The organism is Nocardioides soli, from assembly GCF_014191495.1.
Lineage (GTDB): Bacteria > Actinomycetota > Actinomycetes > Propionibacteriales > Nocardioidaceae > Nocardioides > Nocardioides soli.
This window is the reverse complement of sequence record NZ_JACHWR010000001.1, coordinates 550,797-567,765: the sequence shown is the minus strand read 5'-3', so window position 1 is coordinate 567,765 and position 16,969 is coordinate 550,797. Positions and strand designations below refer to the sequence as shown.

16 protein-coding genes are annotated in these 16,969 nt (G+C 72.0%); all 16 read left to right on the top strand.

The window, feature by feature from the left end; all coding sequences use genetic code 11:
* Positions 1-87 precede the first annotated feature (87 nt).
* The 16 genes from argS to atpB all read left to right on the top strand — a co-directional run bounded on the left by argS (position 88) and on the right by atpB (position 16,957).
* Positions 88-1,758 carry an arginine--tRNA ligase gene (gene argS / locus FHU40_RS02770; protein WP_183590752.1) on the top strand — a complete coding sequence of 557 codons (1,671 nt, stop codon included), beginning with the start codon at positions 88-90 and terminating at the stop codon, positions 1,756-1,758.
* Between the two features lie 13 nt (positions 1,759-1,771).
* Positions 1,772-3,166 (top strand): diaminopimelate decarboxylase, encoded by a 1,395-nt coding sequence (gene lysA, locus FHU40_RS02765; RefSeq protein WP_183590751.1) that lies wholly within the window; start codon positions 1,772-1,774, stop codon positions 3,164-3,166.
* Positions 3,166-4,491 (top strand): homoserine dehydrogenase, encoded by a 1,326-nt coding sequence (locus FHU40_RS02760; RefSeq protein ID WP_183590750.1) that lies wholly within the window; start codon positions 3,166-3,168, stop codon positions 4,489-4,491. The genes lysA and FHU40_RS02760 overlap by 1 nt, the downstream gene beginning before the upstream one ends.
* Positions 4,488-5,576 carry a threonine synthase gene (gene thrC / locus FHU40_RS02755; RefSeq protein ID WP_215526984.1) on the top strand — a complete coding sequence of 363 codons (1,089 nt, stop codon included), beginning with the start codon at positions 4,488-4,490 and terminating at the stop codon, positions 5,574-5,576. The genes FHU40_RS02760 and thrC overlap by 4 nt, the downstream gene beginning before the upstream one ends.
* Positions 5,577-5,591: 15 nt before the next feature.
* Positions 5,592-6,494, top strand: coding sequence for a homoserine kinase (gene thrB / locus FHU40_RS02750; protein WP_183590749.1), 903 nt, complete (start codon positions 5,592-5,594; stop codon positions 6,492-6,494).
* Positions 6,495-6,717: 223 nt separating this feature from the next.
* Positions 6,718-8,697 (top strand): transcription termination factor Rho, encoded by a 1,980-nt coding sequence (gene rho / locus FHU40_RS02745; protein WP_183590748.1) that lies wholly within the window; start codon positions 6,718-6,720, stop codon positions 8,695-8,697.
* 85 nt (positions 8,698-8,782) lie between these two features.
* Positions 8,783-9,154, top strand: a complete 372-nt coding sequence (locus FHU40_RS02740) for a response regulator transcription factor (RefSeq protein ID WP_183590747.1) — start codon at positions 8,783-8,785, stop codon at positions 9,152-9,154.
* A gap of 163 nt (positions 9,155-9,317) precedes the next feature.
* Entirely contained in the window at positions 9,318-10,865 is a 1,548-nt protein-coding gene (locus tag FHU40_RS02735; RefSeq protein ID WP_183590746.1) for a sensor histidine kinase, read from the top strand.
* Positions 10,866-11,119: 254 nt separating this feature from the next.
* Positions 11,120-11,344 carry a 50S ribosomal protein L31 gene (gene rpmE, locus FHU40_RS02730; RefSeq protein WP_183590745.1) on the top strand — a complete coding sequence of 75 codons (225 nt, stop codon included), beginning with the start codon at positions 11,120-11,122 and terminating at the stop codon, positions 11,342-11,344.
* A 160-nt stretch (positions 11,345-11,504) separates the two neighbouring features.
* Positions 11,505-12,578, top strand: a complete 1,074-nt coding sequence (prfA, locus tag FHU40_RS02725) for a peptide chain release factor 1 (protein ID WP_183590744.1) — start codon at positions 11,505-11,507, stop codon at positions 12,576-12,578.
* A 7-nt stretch (positions 12,579-12,585) separates the two neighbouring features.
* On the top strand, positions 12,586-13,422 hold the full coding sequence (gene prmC, locus FHU40_RS02720; RefSeq protein WP_183590743.1) for a peptide chain release factor N(5)-glutamine methyltransferase: 837 nt from the start codon (positions 12,586-12,588) through the stop codon (positions 13,420-13,422).
* A complete protein-coding gene (locus FHU40_RS02715) occupies positions 13,419-14,084 on the top strand; it encodes an L-threonylcarbamoyladenylate synthase (protein WP_183590742.1) in 666 nt (221 codons plus the stop codon). The genes prmC and FHU40_RS02715 overlap by 4 nt, the downstream gene beginning before the upstream one ends.
* Positions 14,085-14,088: 4 nt before the next feature.
* Positions 14,089-15,237 carry an MraY family glycosyltransferase gene (locus FHU40_RS02710; RefSeq protein WP_183590741.1) on the top strand — a complete coding sequence of 383 codons (1,149 nt, stop codon included), beginning with the start codon at positions 14,089-14,091 and terminating at the stop codon, positions 15,235-15,237.
* 120 nt (positions 15,238-15,357) lie between these two features.
* Complete coding sequence (locus FHU40_RS02705) at positions 15,358-15,840, top strand: hypothetical protein (protein ID WP_183590740.1); 483 nt, start codon at positions 15,358-15,360, stop codon at positions 15,838-15,840.
* Positions 15,841-15,870: 30 nt separating this feature from the next.
* On the top strand, positions 15,871-16,122 hold the full coding sequence (locus FHU40_RS02700; protein WP_183590739.1) for an AtpZ/AtpI family protein: 252 nt from the start codon (positions 15,871-15,873) through the stop codon (positions 16,120-16,122).
* Between the two features lie 10 nt (positions 16,123-16,132).
* Positions 16,133-16,957, top strand: a complete 825-nt coding sequence (atpB, locus tag FHU40_RS02695; RefSeq protein WP_183590738.1) for a F0F1 ATP synthase subunit A — start codon at positions 16,133-16,135, stop codon at positions 16,955-16,957.
* Positions 16,958-16,969 lie beyond the last annotated feature (12 nt).

Sequence of the window (16,969 nt, the reverse complement as noted above, 5' to 3'; positions counted from 1 at the left end):
GGGTGTAATCGGTCGGCTGATCGGCCGCGCCGTCCCACCGCCGAAACCGATGCGAGAGCGGGCCGGTCGCGCCGATACCCTTGCCCGGTGACTCCCGAGCAGCTCTCCACCGCGATCGTCGACGTTCTGACGACGCTGTCCACCGAGGGTGCGATCACCCTGCCGGACGGCGTCCCCACGACCGTGACGGTGGAGCGCCCGCGACAGAAGGGGCACGGCGACTACGCCACCAACGTCGCCCTGCAGCTCGGCAAGAAGGCGGGGCTGAACCCGCGGGCCTTCGCCGAGCTCGTCCAGCAGCGTCTGGAGCAGGTCGACGGCGTCGCCGCGGTCGAGATCGCCGGGCCCGGCTTCCTCAACATCACCGTCGCGGCGGGCGCCCAGGGCGTCGTCGCGGCCCGGATCGTCGAGGCGGGCGCGGCGTACGGTGCCAACGACGCCTTCGCCGGTGAGAAGGTCAACCTGGAGTTCGTCTCGGCCAACCCGACCGGCCCGATCCACATCGGCGGCGTCCGCTGGGCGGCGGTCGGCGACGCGCTCGGCCGGATCTTCGAGATGTCGGGCGCCTCGGTGACGCGCGAGTACTACTTCAACGACCACGGCAGCCAGATCGACCGCTTCAGCAGCTCGCTGCTCGCGGCCGCTCGCCACGAGCCGGCCCCGGAGGACGGGTACGGCGGGCAGTACATCCACGACATCGCCGCCGCCGTCCTGACCGAGCGCCCCGACGCCCTCGAGGCCGAGGACCCGCAGGAGGTCTTCCGCGCTGTGGGCGTCGACATGATGTTCGGCGAGATCAAGAAGTCGCTGCACGACTTCGGCGTCGACTTCGACGTCTTCTTCCACGAGGACGAGCTGCACAAGTCCGGTGCGGTCGAGCGGGCCGTGGCGCGACTGCGCGAGCTCGGCAACATCTACGAGAAGGACGGGGCGACCTGGCTGGCCACCGAGAAGTTCGGTGACGACAAGGACCGGGTGGTCATCAAGTCCGACGGCCAGGGCGCGTACCTGTCCGGCGACCTCGCCTACTACCTCGACAAGCGCGAGCGCGGCTTCGACCGCTGCCTGATCATGCTGGGCGCCGACCACCACGGCTACGTAGCCCGGATGATGGCGATGTGCGCCGCGTTCGGCGACGAGCCCGGCGTCAACCTGGAGATCCTGATCGGGCAGATGGTCAACCTGCTGCGCGACGGCCAGCCGATGCGGATGTCGAAGCGTGCCGGGACCGTGGTGACCATCGACGACCTGGTGGGCGCCATCGGCGTCGACGCCGGCCGCTATGCGCTCGCCCGCTACTCCAGCGACGTCAACATCGACCTCGACCTGGAGCTGTGGGCCAGGGCGACCAACGACAACCCGGTCTACTACGTGCAGTACGCGCACGCACGCACCTGCCGGATGGTGGAGAACGCCGCCGACCTCGGCATGGAGCTCGCCGGCGCCGTGGCGTCCTTCGACCCCGCGCTGCTCTCCCACGAGCGGGAGGGCGATCTGCTGCGCGCCCTGGCGGAGTTCCCACGGGTCGTCACCGCGGCCGCCGAGCTGCGTGCGCCGCACCGGGTCGCGCGGTACCTCGAGGACCTCGCGGCGGTGTTCAACAAGTGGTACGACACCCGCGAGTGCCGGATGCTGCCGCAGGGCGACGAGCCGGTCGCGCCGATCAACCAGGCGAGGCTCGTGCTGACGGTGGCGGCCCAGACCGTGCTCGCCAACGGCCTCGGCCTGCTCGGCGTCAGTGCACCCGAGCGGATGTAGAGGGCGGATGTAGATGACCCACGAGGCAGGCTGGGCGCACGCGCCCGGAGCGCTCCGCGGTCCTTCGTGGCTGCGCGAGCCCGGTGACGTCAACGACCTGGTCCCGCACCTGTGGTCGCAGACCGCCCACAAGGTCGACGGCGAGCTCCACGTCGGCGGACTCGCGGTGCCCGACCTGGTCGCGAACGTGAACACCCCGGCGTACGTCCTCGACGAAGCGGACTTCCGGGCCCGGGCCCGGGCCTTCCGCGACGCGTTCGCGGCGTACGACGTCTTCTACGCCGGCAAGGCGTTCCTCTGCACCGCGGTCGCACGCTGGATCCAGGAGGAGGGGCTCTGCCTCGACGTCTGCTCAGCGGGGGAGCTGACCGTGGCGCTGCGAGCCGGGGTCGATCCGGCCCGGATCGGCTACCACGGCAACAACAAGACGCTCAGCGAGCTGCGCCGCGCGGTCGCCGCCGGCATCGGGCGGATCGTCGTCGACTCCTTCGACGAGATCGAGCGGCTGGAGTCGATCACCGGTGACGGTGCGACCGCCCGGGTGATGATCCGGGTCACCGCCGGCGTCGAGGCGCACACCCACGAGTACATCGCCACCGCCCATGAGGACCAGAAGTTCGGCCTGTCGATCACCAACGGTCAGGCGTTCGAGGCGGTACGCCGTGTGCTCGCCGCCCCGGGCATCGAGCTGCTCGGCCTGCACTCCCACATCGGCAGCCAGATCTTCGACTCGGCCGGCTTCGAGGTCGCGGCCCGCCGGGTGCTCGCCCTGCAGGCCCGGGTCAGCGACGAGCTCGGCGTGACGCTGCCCGAGATGGACCTGGGCGGCGGCTTCGGCATCGCCTACACCACGCAGGACGACCCGGCCGACCCGGCGCAGCTGGCGACCGAGATGAGCAAGATCGTCGAGCACGAGTGCCGGGCGCTCGGCATCCCCGAGCCGCGGCTCTCGATCGAGCCGGGCCGGGCGATCGTCGGCCCCGCGATGTGCACGGTCTACACCGTGGGCACGGTTAAGCCGGTCCAGCTCGACGGCGGCGCCGTGCGCACCTACGTCAGCGTCGACGGCGGGATGAGCGACAACATCCGCACCGCCCTCTACGACGCCGACTACTCCTGCACGCTGGCCTCGCGCGCCTCCGACGCCCCTCCGGTGCTGGCCCGGGTCGTCGGGAAGCACTGCGAGGCCGGCGACATCGTGGTCAAGGACGAGTTCCTGCCCGGTGACGTGCGCCCCGGCGACCTGCTCGCCGTGCCCGGCACCGGTGCGTACTGCCGTTCGATGGCCTCCAACTACAACCACGCCCTGCGGCCGCCGGTGGTCGCGGTGCGGGACGGGGTCGCGCGCGTCGTCGTACGCCGCGAGACTGAGGACGACCTGTTGGCAACGGACATGGGTGATTTGTAATGGAGAGCGACAAGCCTGCTGTGCCCGATCGACTGCGGGTGGCAGTGCTGGGCTGCGGCTCGGTGGGCTCCCAGGTGGTGCGCCTGCTCGACGAGCAGGCCGATGACCTGGCGGCCCGCGTCGGAGCACCGGTGGAGCTGGCCGGCGTCGCCGTACGCCGGCTCGAGGCGCCCCGCGAGGTCGAGGTGCCCGACGGCCTGCTGACCACCGACGCCACGGCGTTGGTCACGCGCGACGACGTCGACCTGGTCATCGAGGTGATCGGTGGCATCGAGCCCGCGCGCTCGCTGATCCTCGCGGCCCTCGAGAGCGGCAAGTCCGTGGTGACCGCCAACAAGGCGCTGCTCGCCGAGGACGGCCCGACGCTCTTCGAGGCCGCCGAGAAGGTCGGCCGCGACCTCTACTACGAGGCCGCGGTCGCCGGCGCGATCCCGATCCTGCGTCCGCTGCGCGAGTCGCTCGCCGGCGACAGGGTGACCCGGGTGCTCGGCATCGTCAACGGCACCACGAACTTCATCCTCGACCGGATGGACACCTCCGGCGCCGGCTTCACCGAGGCGCTCGAGGAGGCTCAGGAGCTGGGGTACGCCGAGGCGGACCCCACGGCGGACGTCGAGGGCTTCGACGCCGCGGCCAAGGCCGCGATCCTGGCGTCGCTGGCCTTCCACTCGCGGGTCACCGCCAACGACGTGCACCGCGAGGGCATCTCCGACGTCACCGCCGCCGACGTCGCCTCCGCGCGCGACATGAACAGCGTCGTGAAGCTGCTCGCCATCTGCGAGCTGAGGGACGGGGTGGGTGGGGACGACGCGGTCTCCGTGCGCGTCCACCCGGCGATGATCCCCCGGTCGCACCCGCTCGCCTCGGTCCGCGAGGCCTACAACGCGGTGTTCGTGGAGTCCGAGGCGGCCGGCCAGCTGATGTTCTACGGCCCCGGCGCCGGTGGCGCGCCGACGGCGTCGGCGGTGCTCGGCGACCTGGTCACGGTCGCCCGCAACCGGCTCGCCGACACCCGCGGCGCCGGCGAGTCGGCGTACGCCGACCGGGCGGTGCTGCCGATGGGGGAGACCGTCACCCGCTACCACGTCGCGATCGACGTCGACGACCGGGCGGGCGTGCTCGCGTCGGTCGCGACCGCGTTCGCCGAGCACGGCGTCTCGATCCAGACCGTGCGCCAGGAGGGCCGCGGTGCCGACGCGCAGCTCGTCGTCGTCTCGCACGAGTCGACCGACGCGCAGCTGGCGGCGACCGTCGAGACGCTGCGCGGGATGCCGGCGGTCCGTGAGGTCACCTCGGTGATGCGCGTCGAGGGAGTCGCGGAGTGAGCATCCAGCGGACCCACCAGTGGCGTGGCGTCATCGAGGAGTACCGACCGCTGCTCCAGATCCCCGAGGGCACGGTCGCGATCACGCTCCGCGAGGGTGGCACACCGATGGTCCACTCCGAGTGGCTGTCCGGGCTGACCGGCGCCGAGGTGTGGCTCAAGGTCGAGGGCGACAACCCCACCGGCTCCTTCAAGGACCGTGGCATGACCGCCGCGATCTCCGTCGCCAAGCACGACGGCGCCCAGGCGGTCGTCTGCGCCTCCACCGGCAACACCTCCGCCTCGATGGCGGCGTACGCCGCGAAGGCCGGCCTCAAGCCGCTCGTGCTCGTGCCCGAGGGCAAGATCGCGGCCGGCAAGATGGCGCAGGCGATCCTGCACGGCGCCCAGGTGATCATGGTGCGCGGCAACTTCGACGACTGCCTGGCGATGGCCAAGGGGCTGTCGTGGGACTACCCAGTGGCGCTGGTCAACTCCGTCAACCCGGTCCGGCTCGAGGGCCAGAAGACCGCGGCGTTCGAGATCGTCGACTTCCTCGGCGACGCCCCCGACTACCACCTGCTGCCGGTCGGCAACGCCGGCAACATCTCGGCGTACTGGCTCGGCTACACGCAGTACGCCGACGCGGGCGCCGCCACGAAGACCCCGGTGATGCGCGGTTTCCAGGCCGCCGGTGCGGCACCGCTGGTCACCGGTGCGCCGTTCCCCGACCCGGAGACCCGGGCCACGGCGATCCGGATCGGCAACCCTGCGTCGTGGAAGCTGGCCGAGGCCGCCCGCGACGAGTCCGGCGGCTCCTTCGCGGCGGTCACCGACGACCAGATCCTGGCCGCGCAGCGCGAGCTCGCGGCGCGCGACGGGGTGTTCGTCGAGCCGGCCTCGGCGGCCGGCGTCGCCGGGCTGCTCCAGGAGCTCGCCGGCGGGGCGTCGTACCGCGGCAGCACCGTGGCGATCACGGTCACCGGGCACGGGCTCAAGGACACCGCGACCGCCCTGGAGGGCTTCGCGGAGAGCGGCCACAGCATCGTCGACACCGTGGTCGACGCCGACGTCACGGCGGCGGCGGAGGCCGCCGGTCTGGCCTGACGGCCGGGTGCACAGGTGGCGACCTTCGTCGACGGCCCGGTGCGGGTCACGGTCCCCGCGACGTCGGCCAACCTCGGTCCCGGCTTCGACTCGCTCGGGCTCGCGCTCTCGCTGCGCGACGAGCTGACCGCCGAGGTGATCGGGTCGGGACTCGAGGTCGAGGTGACCGGCGCGGGTGCCGAGGACGTGCCCCGCGACGAGTCGCACCTGGTCGTGCGCGCGATGCGCGCCGCCTTCGACCTGATGGGGGCGCAGCCGCCGGGGCTCCGGCTGACCTGCGCGAACGTGATCCCCCACGCGCGCGGCCTCGGCTCCTCGTCGGCGGCCATCGTGGCCGGCGTGACGCTGGCCCGCGGGCTCGTCGCGGGCGGCTCGCTGCTCGCGGACGACCAGGCGCTCTTCCGGCTGGCCGCGCGGATGGAGGGCCACCCCGACAACGTCGCGCCGGCGTTCTTCGGCGGCTTCACGATCTCCGGGTGTGACGAGGACCATGAGTTCTTCGCGGTCTCCGCGGCGGTCGACCCGCGGGTGCAGGCGGTGGCCTTCGTGCCGCCGTCGTCGGTCTCGACCGAGGTGGCCCGCGGACTGCTGCCCGCCGAGGTGCCGCACGCCGACGCGGCGGCGGCCGCCGGCCGCTCTGCCCTGTTGGTCGCCGCGCTCGCCGGGCAGCCCGAGCAGCTGCTGCGGGCGACCCGGGACTACCTGCACCAGCAGTACCGTCGCCCGGCGATGCCGGACTCGCTCGACCTCGTCGACCTGCTCCGGGCCGACGGTGTCGCAGCCCTGGTCTCCGGGGCGGGACCGACGGTGCTGGCGTTCACCGACGCGGCCGGGGCGGAGGCGCTGCGGGCGCGATGCCCGCGAGGCTGGGTCGGCCACCTGCTGGACATCGAGACGACCGGCGCCCGCCTTACCTGAACGTGCGGCCCGACCCGGTGGTATCTTGGGACCGCGCCGGATCACTCGGCGTGGCACCGCCGGTCCAGCAGCCGGCATCGTGCACCCTCTTCCTCGTTCGCGGCGCTCTGCCGCTCTCATGCCCGCCCGCCTCGTGAACCCACGCCGCGACGGGTGAGGAACCAATGACCAGAAGCCGCCGGCCCGAGGCCGGCTCGGCAGTGATACGTGGGAAGGACCTCACGTGACGGAGACCATCGAAGCCACCACCGGCGCATCAGACGAGCAGCCGGGGAGCAAGCCGGCGAGGAAGCGCGGTGCCGGGCTCAACTCCATGCTCATCGCGGACCTGAAGTCGATGGCCGCGGGGCTGGGGATCTCGGGCTCGGGCTCGATGAAGAAGGCCCAGCTGGTCGAGGCCATCAAGGCCCACCAGAGCGGCGGCGGTCAGCCGCGCCAGGACCAGCCGCAGGACCAGCCCCGGCGGGAGCAGGAGAAGCCGGAGCGCCCGCGGCAGGAGAAGCGGGAGCCGGAGCGCCCCCAGCACGACCCGCAGCAGGACCAGCAGCAGGACCAGCAGCAGGACCGGCAGCAGGACCGGCAGCAGGACCGGCAGCAGGACCGGCAGCAGGACCGGCAGCAGGACAAGCCGGAGCGCTCGCGGGAGAAGTCCGCGGACCAGGCGGGCCAGTCGGGCCAGCCGCGGCAGGCCCGGCGCGAGCGCGGTGCGGACCAGCAGCGGGACCAGCAGCGAGAGAAGCAGCAGGACGCCAAGCAGGACAAGCAGCAGGACGGCAAGCAGCAGGACGGCAAGCAGCAGGACGGCAAGCAGCAGGACGGCAAGCAGCAGAGCCGGCAGGACCGCCAGCAGCAGGATCGCCAGCAGCAGGACCGCCAGCAGCAGGACCGCCAGCAGCAGGACCGCCAGGCCCAGCCGTCCCAGGACCGGCACCAGCAGCACGGCGACGGTGACGACGGCGACGACGACGGCAGCGGCCGCCGCAACCGGCGCCGCCGCGGTCGCGACCGGAACCGCACTGTCGGTGGCCGCAACGAGCCGGACACCACGATCCTCGAGGACGACGTCCTGGTCCCGGCGGCCGGCATCCTCGACGTGCTCGACAACTACGCGTTCGTGCGCACCAGCGGCTACCTTGCGGGTGCCGACGACGTGTACGTGTCGCTCTCGATCGTGCGCAAGTTCGGGCTGCGCCGCGGCGACGCGATCGTCGGCCAGGTGCGCCAGCCCCGGGAGGGTGAGCGCCGGGAGAAGTTCAACCCGATGGTCCGCATCGACGCCGTCAACGGTGCCGACCCCGAGGCGGCGAAGCACCGGGTGGAGTTCGCCAAGCTGACCCCGCTCTACCCCTCCGAGCGGCTGCGCCTGGAGACCGGGCCCGAGAACATGATCGGCCGGGTCATCGACATCGCGGCCCCGATCGGCAAGGGGCAGCGCGGCCTGATCGTGTCCCCGGCGAAGGCCGGCAAGACGATGATCCTGCAGTCGATCGCGAAGTCGATCACGACCAACAACCCGGAGTGCCACCTGATGGTGGTGCTGGTCGACGAGCGCCCCGAGGAGGTCACCGACTTCGAGCGCTCGGTCAAGGGCGAGGTGATCTCCTCGACGTTCGACCGGCCGCCGAGCGACCACACGACCGTGGCGGAGCTCGCGATCGAGCGGGCCAAGCGGCTCGTCGAGCTCGGCCACGACGTCGTGGTGCTGCTCGACGGCATCACCCGCCTCGGCCGGGCCTACAACCTCGCCGCGCCGGCGAGCGGCCGGATCCTCTCCGGCGGCGTCGACTCCGCTGCGCTCTACCCGCCGAAGAAGTTCTTCGGCGCGGCCCGCAACATCGAGGACGGCGGCTCGCTGACCATCCTCGCGACCGCGCTCATCGAGAGCGGCTCGAAGATGGACGAGGTGATCTTCGAGGAGTTCAAGGGCACCGGCAACATGGAGATCCGGCTGCGTCGCGACTTCGCCGACAAGCGGCTCTTCCCGGCGATCGACGCGGTCCAGTCCGGCACCCGCCGCGAGGAGCTCCTGATGAGCAAGGAGGAGCTCGCGATCGTCTGGAAGCTGCGCCGCGTGCTCAGCTCCCTCGATGGCCAGCAGGCCCTCGAGCTGCTGCTGGAGCGGCTGAAGAAGTCACAGACCAACATCGAGTTCCTGATGCAGGTCCAGACGACCACCCCGACCGTGTCCGGTCGGGAGGAGTGACCGGTCCGGCGACGACCCGAGCGGCGTGGGAACGGCGCCGCTCGGGCTAGGGTGACAGCGCACAGCAGAACGGAAGGGGACCCGCGTGGCTCGGATCCTGGTCGCGGACGACGACGTCGACATCCGCGAGCTCGTCGAGTTCAAGCTCTCGACCCTCGGGCATGACGTAGTCGCGGTGGCCGACGGCGGGGCGGCGCTCGACGCCTGTCGTGCCGAGCGACCCGACCTCGCGGTGCTCGACGTGATGATGCCGGGAGTGTCCGGGCTGGACGCGATCCGGGAGATCCGGGCGGACGCGGCGCTGGCCGACCTGCCGGTGATCCTGCTGACGGCCCGCGCCCAGGAGTCGGACGTCGAGACCGGCTTCGACTCCGGCGCCGACGACTACATCACCAAGCCGTTCAGCCCCCGCGAGCTGGCCTCCCGGGTCCAGGCGCTGCTGAGCCGCTCCGGCTGACCGCGAAGGCCGACCGGGCGCGTCGACAGATGGTCGTCCGCCGGTTGCCGCTAGGTAGCCGCAAGGTCGCGGGTCTGTGGCGTTCGCGCCCGGCCCACGCCAGTAGCCTGCTCCGCGGGGACGGTGCCCTGGGGCACCCGGGGTGAGCACGGGGGTGGCTGGGATGACTGGACGTCCGGTCGCGCGCGTGGTGGCGTCGGTGCTGGCCCGGATCGGGCTGTTCGGCGCGCTGGCCACGTTGGTCGCCGTGACCGGGGTGATCGTGTCCGCGGTCGCCGTCCAGGAGCTGAGCCAGGAGCTCGAGCCGGCCGCGGCGGCGAACCAGGCGATCTACCAGGAGCTCACCGACATGTCCGCGGCCGTCGAGGCGTGGGCGAGCGTCGGCGTACCCGACTCCGTCGACGACTACCGTCAGGCCGAGCTGCGGCTGAGCGCCCACGAGAAGGAGGTCCGCTCCTTCGCCGTCGGGGACCGCTCGCTCGAGGCGGCCGTGGCACGCCAGGAGCAGGTGGCGCACGCCTGGATCAAGCAGTACGCCGAGCCGCGGATCGCCGCCGAGGGCGGGGCTGGAACCCGCCCGCGTGAGATGCGGCGGGGGATCGCGGCGTTCGACGCGTTCCGGACCGCGCACCGGGGCACCACGACGGCGTTCGACAGCCGGGTGCGATCCGCGACCGAGGGCGTCACGCTCCGGCTGCGCGGCACGGTGCTCGCGGTGCTGCTCGTCGCGTTCGTCGCGGCGGTGGTCATGACCCGGCAGCGGCGCCGCCTGCTCGGCGAGCTCTCGACCCCGCTGCTGGCGCTCGAGAAGGTCGTGCAGCGGATGGCGCGCGGGGACCATGAGGTGCGTGCCGAGCCGACCGGACCCAAGGAGGTGCAAGCGGTCGCGAAGGCCCTCAACGACCTGGCCGACGCCCAGAACCGGGCCCGGGCGGTCGAGGTCTGGATCCAGCGGGAGCTGCGCACCCTCGACACCGCCAAGGACGACTTCGTCGCGAACGTCTCCCACGAGCTGCGCACCCCCCTGACGACGATCAGCGGCTACGTCGAGCTGGTGGCCGAGGAGTTCGAGGGACAGCTGGAGCCGCGGCACGATCGGATGCTCGACGCCACCCGCCGCAACGTGGCCCGGCTCAAGATGCTGATCGACGACCTGCTCACGCTCCAGCGCGCCGAGGGCAGCAGCCAGCAGATGGAGCCGGTCGACCTGTCCGCCCTGGTGCGCGACGTGGTGATGGACGTGAAGATCACCGCCGCCCGCCGGGGCATCCGGATCGGCGTCAAGTGCCCCGACCTGCCGGTCCCGGTGCTCGCGGACCGGGCGATGCTGCACCGCGCCTTCCTGAACGTGGTCACCAACGCGGTGAAGTTCAGCCAGGACGACGGCGTCGTCGACGTCGCGATCACGGCGCACCGCGGCCAGGTCGAGGTCGCCGTCACCGACCGCGGCATCGGCATCCCGGCGGGGGAGCTCGACCGGCTCGGCACCCGCTTCTTCCGGGCCTCCAACGCGGTGACCAACGAGATCGCCGGCACCGGACTCGGCGTCCGGATCACGCAGACCATCGTCGACCGCCACGGCGGGGCCGTGCTCTTCGACTCCGAGGAGGGGGTCGGCACCACCGTCACCGTGCGGCTCCCGGCCCAGGCGGGCACGCCGCACCTCGAGCTCGTCGAGCCGCCAGGGCGGGTCGCCGAGCCCGCGCCGTAGGGGCAGCGGCTCCGCCCCAGCGGTGCGTCAGCAACCATCCGGCACCCGCATCAGGTTGCTGGCTCACCGCCGCCCGGCGCACCCGAACGCGGGCCGGGCAGCTCGGTGCACCAGCGGCGCCGAACGGCACCTCGCGCCGGGAATGTCTCCGATTACTCATGCGTTCCACCGCGTGCGACAATCGTCTGTCGGCTCCGGTTCACGCTCCACTCGCAGGGAGTGCGGCGACCCGGCGGCCATCGAGAGGACACACCATGAAGAAGGACATCCACCCGGAGTACGTGGAGACCCAGGTGACCTGCACCTGTGGCGCCCAGTTCACCACCCGCAGCACCGCGACCTCCGGCGTCATCCACGCCGACGTCTGTTCGCAGTGCCACCCGTTCTACACCGGCAAGCAGAAGATCCTCGACACCGGTGGCCGCGTCGCCCGCTTCGAGGCCCGCTACGCCAAGAAGGCCGCCGACGCCAAGAAGTAGCTGTCTTCGAGCGCCGGTCCCCGCCACGTGCGGGGACCGGCGCTCGTGTCATGTCACGGTCCCTCGTCGCGCAAGCGCGACGAGGATCAGACCGGGAGGTTGAGGGAGCCGGTGTCGCCGGCTCGTCGCGAAACCTGAGTCCGGACTACGAGAGATGAAGATGTTCGAAGCAGTGGAGGGCATGCTCGCCGAGCACGCCGAGCTGGAGGGGCGCCTCGCGGCGCCCGAGACGCACGCCGACGCGCGGCTCGCCAAGCAGCTCAACCAGCGGTACGCCGCGCTGTCGTCGATCATCGGGGCCTGGCGGGACTGGCAGCGGCTCGGCGACGACCTCGAGGCGGCCCGTGAACTGGCGGGGGAGGACCCGGCCTTCGCGGAAGAGGCCGAGGAGCTGGTCGCCGGCCGGCACGAGGCCGAGGAGCGGCTGCGTCGGATGCTGGTGCCGCGCGACCCGGCCGACGACAAGGACGCGATCCTCGAGGTGAAGTCGGGGGAGGGCGGGGAGGAGTCCGCGCTGTTCGCCGGTGACCTGCTGCGCATGTACACCCGCTACGCCGAGGCCCGGGGCTGGAAGGTCGAGGTGCTGGACGCGGCCGAGTCCGACCTCGGCGGCTACAAGTCGGTCACGGTCGCGGTGAAGGCCAAGGGCACTCCCGAGCCAGGCGAGGCGCCGTACGCGCTGCTGAAGTTCGAGGGCGGCGTGCATCGCGTGCAGCGCGTGCCGGTCACCGAGTCCCAGGGCCGGGTGCACACCAGCGCCGCCGGCGTCCTCGTGCTGCCGGAGGCCGAGCAGGTCGACGTCCAGGTCGACGAGCACGACCTGCGCATCGACGTCTTCCGCTCCAGCGGCCCGGGCGGCCAGAGCGTCAACACCACCGACTCCGCCGTGCGGATCACCCACGTGCCGACCGGCATCGTCGTCAGCTGCCAGAACGAGAAGAGCCAGCTGCAGAACAAGGAGCAGGCGCTGCGCATCCTGCGCTCGCGGCTGCTCCAGGCCGCCCAGGACGCCGCCGACGCCGAGGCCGGCGAGGCCCGCCGCAGCCAGGTGCGCACCGTCGACCGCTCGGAGCGGATCCGCACCTACAACTTCCCGGAGAACCGGATCTCCGACCACCGCACCGGCTACAAGGCCTACAACCTCGACCAGGTGCTCGACGGCGACCTGCAGCCGGTGCTCGACACCTGCGTCGAGGCCGACCTCGAGCAGCGGCTCGCCGCGCTGGAGTCGTGAGCCGGTGGTGATCCGGCCCCGGGAGCTGGTCTCCGGCGCCGCCGCCCGCCTCCGCGAGTCGGGCGTCGCCAGCCCCGAGCACGACGCGGCGGAGCTGCTCGCCCACGTGCTCGGCACCACGCGCAGCCGGCTGCCGCTCGTCGACGACGTGTCCGACGCGGCGGCGGGGGAGTACGACGTGCTGGTGGCCCGCCGGGCCGCCCGTGAGCCGCTGCAGCACCTGACCGGCGTGGCGTGGTTCCGCCACGTCGAGCTCGCCGTCGGTCCGGGGGTGTTCGTGCCGCGCCCGGAGACCGAGCTGCTGGCGGGCTGGGCGATCGAGCACGCCGGGCCCGGCAGCGTCGTGGTCGACCTGTGCACCGGATCGGGGGCGGTCGCCAAGGCGGTCGCCGACGAGGTGCCCGGTGCGCGGGTGCACGCGGTCGAGCTCGACGAGCCGGCGTACGCCTGGGCCGAGCGCAACCTGGCCGGCACCGGCGTCGACCTGCGCCAGGGCGACTTCGCGACGGCGTTCGACGACCTGCTCGGCACCGTCGACGTGGTGACCTGCAACCCGCCGTACATCCCGCTCGAGGCCTGGGAGTCGGTCGCCCCGGAGGCACGCGACCACGATCCGCACCTGGCGCTGTTCTCCGGCGCCGACGGCCTCGACGCGATCCGGGTGCTGGCCCACCGGGCGGCGCGACTGCTGCGACCCGGCGGGCTGCTCGGCTTCGAGCACGCCGACGTGCAGGGGGAGTCGGCGCCGGCCGTGCTGACCGCGACCGGGCGCTGGGTCGACGTACGAGACCACCACGACCTGGCAGGTCGCGCACGGTTCACCACGGCCCGGCTGGCACGATGACCTCTGTGGAGCGCTACCCGACGACGTCCGAGGAGGAGCGGGAGGCGGCCGTCGAGGCGGCCGCCCTGGCCGTGCAGCAGGGCGAGCTCGTCGTGCTGCCCACCGACACCGTGTACGGCGTCGGCGCCGACGCGTTCGACCCGGCCGCGGTCCGCGAGCTGCTGGCCGCGAAGGGCCGGGGCCGCGAGATGCCGCCGCCGGTGCTGGTCAGCGCCGCGACCACGCTCGACGCGCTGGCCGTGCGGGTGCCCGGCTACGCCCGCGCCCTCGTCGAGGAGTTCTGGCCGGGCCCGCTCACCGTGGTCTGCCACCAGCAGACCTCGCTGCAGTGGGACCTCGGCGACACCCGCGGCACGGTCGCCGTGCGGATGCCGGACCACCCGGTGGCGCTGGCCATCCTCGAGCGCACCGGCCCGCTCGCCGTCAGCTCGGCCAACAAGTCCGGGATGCCCGCCGCGACCGACGCCGACCAGGCGGTCGAGATGCTCGGCGACGAGGTGTCCGTCGTCGTCGACTCCGGTGCGAGTCCCGGTGGCGAGGCGTCCACGATCGTCGACTGCACCGGCGACCGCGGCCGGATCCTGCGCCGGGGCGCGCTGTCGCTCGACCGGCTCAACGAGGTCCTCGAACCCCTCGGCACCGCGTTGACGGACGAAGGCTGAGGCGGTGCGGGAGTACCTCCTCGTCTTCCTGGTCGCCGCGGCGGCGACGTACCTGCTCACGGTGATCGCCCGTGAGATCGCGCTGCGCACCGGGGCGGTCGCGAAGGTCCGCGACCGCGACGTGCACGCCGTACCGATCCCCTACCTCGGCGGGCTGGCGATGCTGGGCGGCTTGGTGGCGGCGTACGTCGTGGCGCGGCAGCTGCCCTTCCTGTCGACCAGCCAGCCGTTCGTCTTCCGCGACGCCGGCATCGTGCTCATCGCCGGCGCGCTGATCTGCGCGGTCGGCGTGCTCGACGACCTCTTCGAGCTCGACGCCCTCACCAAGCTCGGCGGCCAGGTGCTCGCCGCCGGCTTCCTGATCGCGTTCGGCATCCAGTACGTCTTCTTCCCGGGCAGCGACGGCACCCAGTTCGTGCTGGACGGCTCCCAGGGCGCGCTGCTGACCGGGTTCGTGGTCGTGGCGACGGTGAACGCCGTGAACTTCGTCGACGGCCTCGACGGCCTCGCCGCCGGGGTCGTCGGCATCGGCGCACTCGCCTACTTCGTCTTCTGCTACTCGCTGGCCGACTTCAACAACGTCTCGCTGGCGACCACCGGCGCCCTGCTCAGCGCCTCGCTGGCCGGGGCGTGCATCGGCTTCCTGCCCCACAACTTCCACCAGGCGCGCCTCTTCATGGGCGACAGCGGCTCGATGCTGATCGGCCTGGTGCTCTCGGCGAGCACGGTGACGCTGACCGGCCAGTTCACGCCCAGCCAGATCACGGCCGGTGCCGCGGGCTCACAGGCGAGCTTCCTGCCGACGCTGCTCCCGCTGTTGCTGCCGGTCTCGATCCTGATCGTGCCGATCCTCGACCTGGTCCTCGCCGTCGTACGCCGCACCCGGGCCGGCCGGTCGCCGTTCGCCCCCGACAAGCAGCACCTGCACCACCGGCTGCTCGAGATCGGCCACTCGCACCGCCGGGCGGTGCTGATCATGTACCTGTGGGCCGCGCTGGTGGCCTTCGGCACGGTGCTGATGAGCCTGGCCAGCGACGAGTCGTGGATGTGGGCGACCGTCGCGGCGATGGCGGCCGTGACCGTCGCCGCGACCTTCCTGCTGCCGCGCCTGCGCCGCCCCGAGCTGCCCGACCAGCCGGGCATGCAGATCTAGACCCCGGGTCCGAGTGTCGGGGGGCGTTTTCTCGCCCACGGGGACTTTGTGCTACTTTTCACAAGCGCTCTCCAGGAACGCCGGGCGCTCGACCATCACCCTCGACGAACGGCCGCCGACATGACGACCGACACCCGCTCCGCACCTCGCGACCGGGGGACGGCTGCGCTCGTGCGGACGGCGTCGGCGACGGCCCTTCTCGGCCTGGCCGCGGCGCTGCTCGGCGCGCTGACGGCCGGCTCGGCCGCGGCGTACGGCGCCCTGGTCGGCACCGTCCTCGTGGTGGCCGTCTTCGGCTTCGGCACGTTCACGGTGAACGCCGTGGCCGCCCTGCTGCCCGCGGCGTCGCTGCTCGTGGCGCTGCTGACCTACACGCTCCAGGTGGTCGCGATGGCGCTGGCCTTCGTCGCGCTGTCGGGATCGGGACTGCTCGACGAGACGATCGACCGCGCCTGGCTCGGCGGCACCGTGATCGCCGGCACCCTGGGGTGGATGGTGGTCCAGGTCGTGCTCTCGACGAGCCGCCGGATCCCGATCTACGACCTGCCCGAGCACCGTCCCGCCGGGGCGGCGTCCACGTCGGCGGAGGGGTGGGATCGGTGACCAAACTCGACTGCTATCCTCCGGTTCGCAATGAGTCAGCAGGATCCGTCGGCTCGACCTCAGGGCGAGCGCCCGAAGGGCGACCCGTGGCACGCCTTCGGGTACATCGTCTCCGGGGTCGCGTTCTACGGCGTCCTGGGGTGGCTGGTGGACCGATGGCTCGGGACCGGGTTCGTCGTCGCGATCGGGATCTTGATCGGCGCGGCGCTGGGGATCTATCTCACCTTCAGCCGCTTCAACCGCGCACTGCCACCAGACCAGCCGCACGACCAGAAGAAGTAGAGGAGAACCGGTGACCTACGCAGCCGCCGTGGTGCGCGCCGATGGCTTCACGCCGCCCGGACCGGGGGACTTCGATCTCCCGGCGATCGGGGGTGGCCACGACACCTTCGAGATGTTCGGCCAGTCCTTCGTGCTCGGTGTCACCAAGCCGATGCTGCAGATCGTGCTCGCGGCGGTCGTGGTGTTCGTCTTCTTCTGGGCCGCGTCGCGGCGCCGGGCGATGGTGCCGAGCAGGCTGCAGTTCGTCGGCGAGGGCGCCTACGGCTTCGTCCGCAACTCGATGGGCCGCGACATCATCGGGGCGCACGACTTCGCGCGGTACGTGCCGTACCTCTTCGCGCTGTTCTTCTTCATCCTGGTCAACAACCTCTTCGCGACCATCCCGTTCATCCAGTTCCCGACCTTCTCGCGGGCCGGCATGGTCTACAGCCTCGCGATCCTGAGCTGGGTGATCTACAACGCCGCGGGCATCCAGCGGCACGGCTTCGTCGGCTACCTCAAGCACCAGACGGTGCCGCCGGGCATCGGCGGCCCCATGCTCATCCTGCTGGTGCCGCTGGAGTTCATGTCGAACATCCTGGTCCGCCCGGTCACGCTGGCCCTGCGTCTGTTCTGCAACATGTTCGCCGGCCACCTGCTGCTGATCCTGTTCGCCCTCGGCGGCGAGTACCTCATCGTCGAGATGGGCGGCGCCTACGCCCCGGTCGGCGTGCTCGCCTGGGTGCTGTTCATCCTCGTGGCGTTCCTCGAGATCCTGATCCAGTTCCTGCAGGCATACGTGTTCGTCCTGCTGAACGCCATGTACATCTCGGGCGCGGTCGCCGAGGAGCACTGACCTGCCCCACGC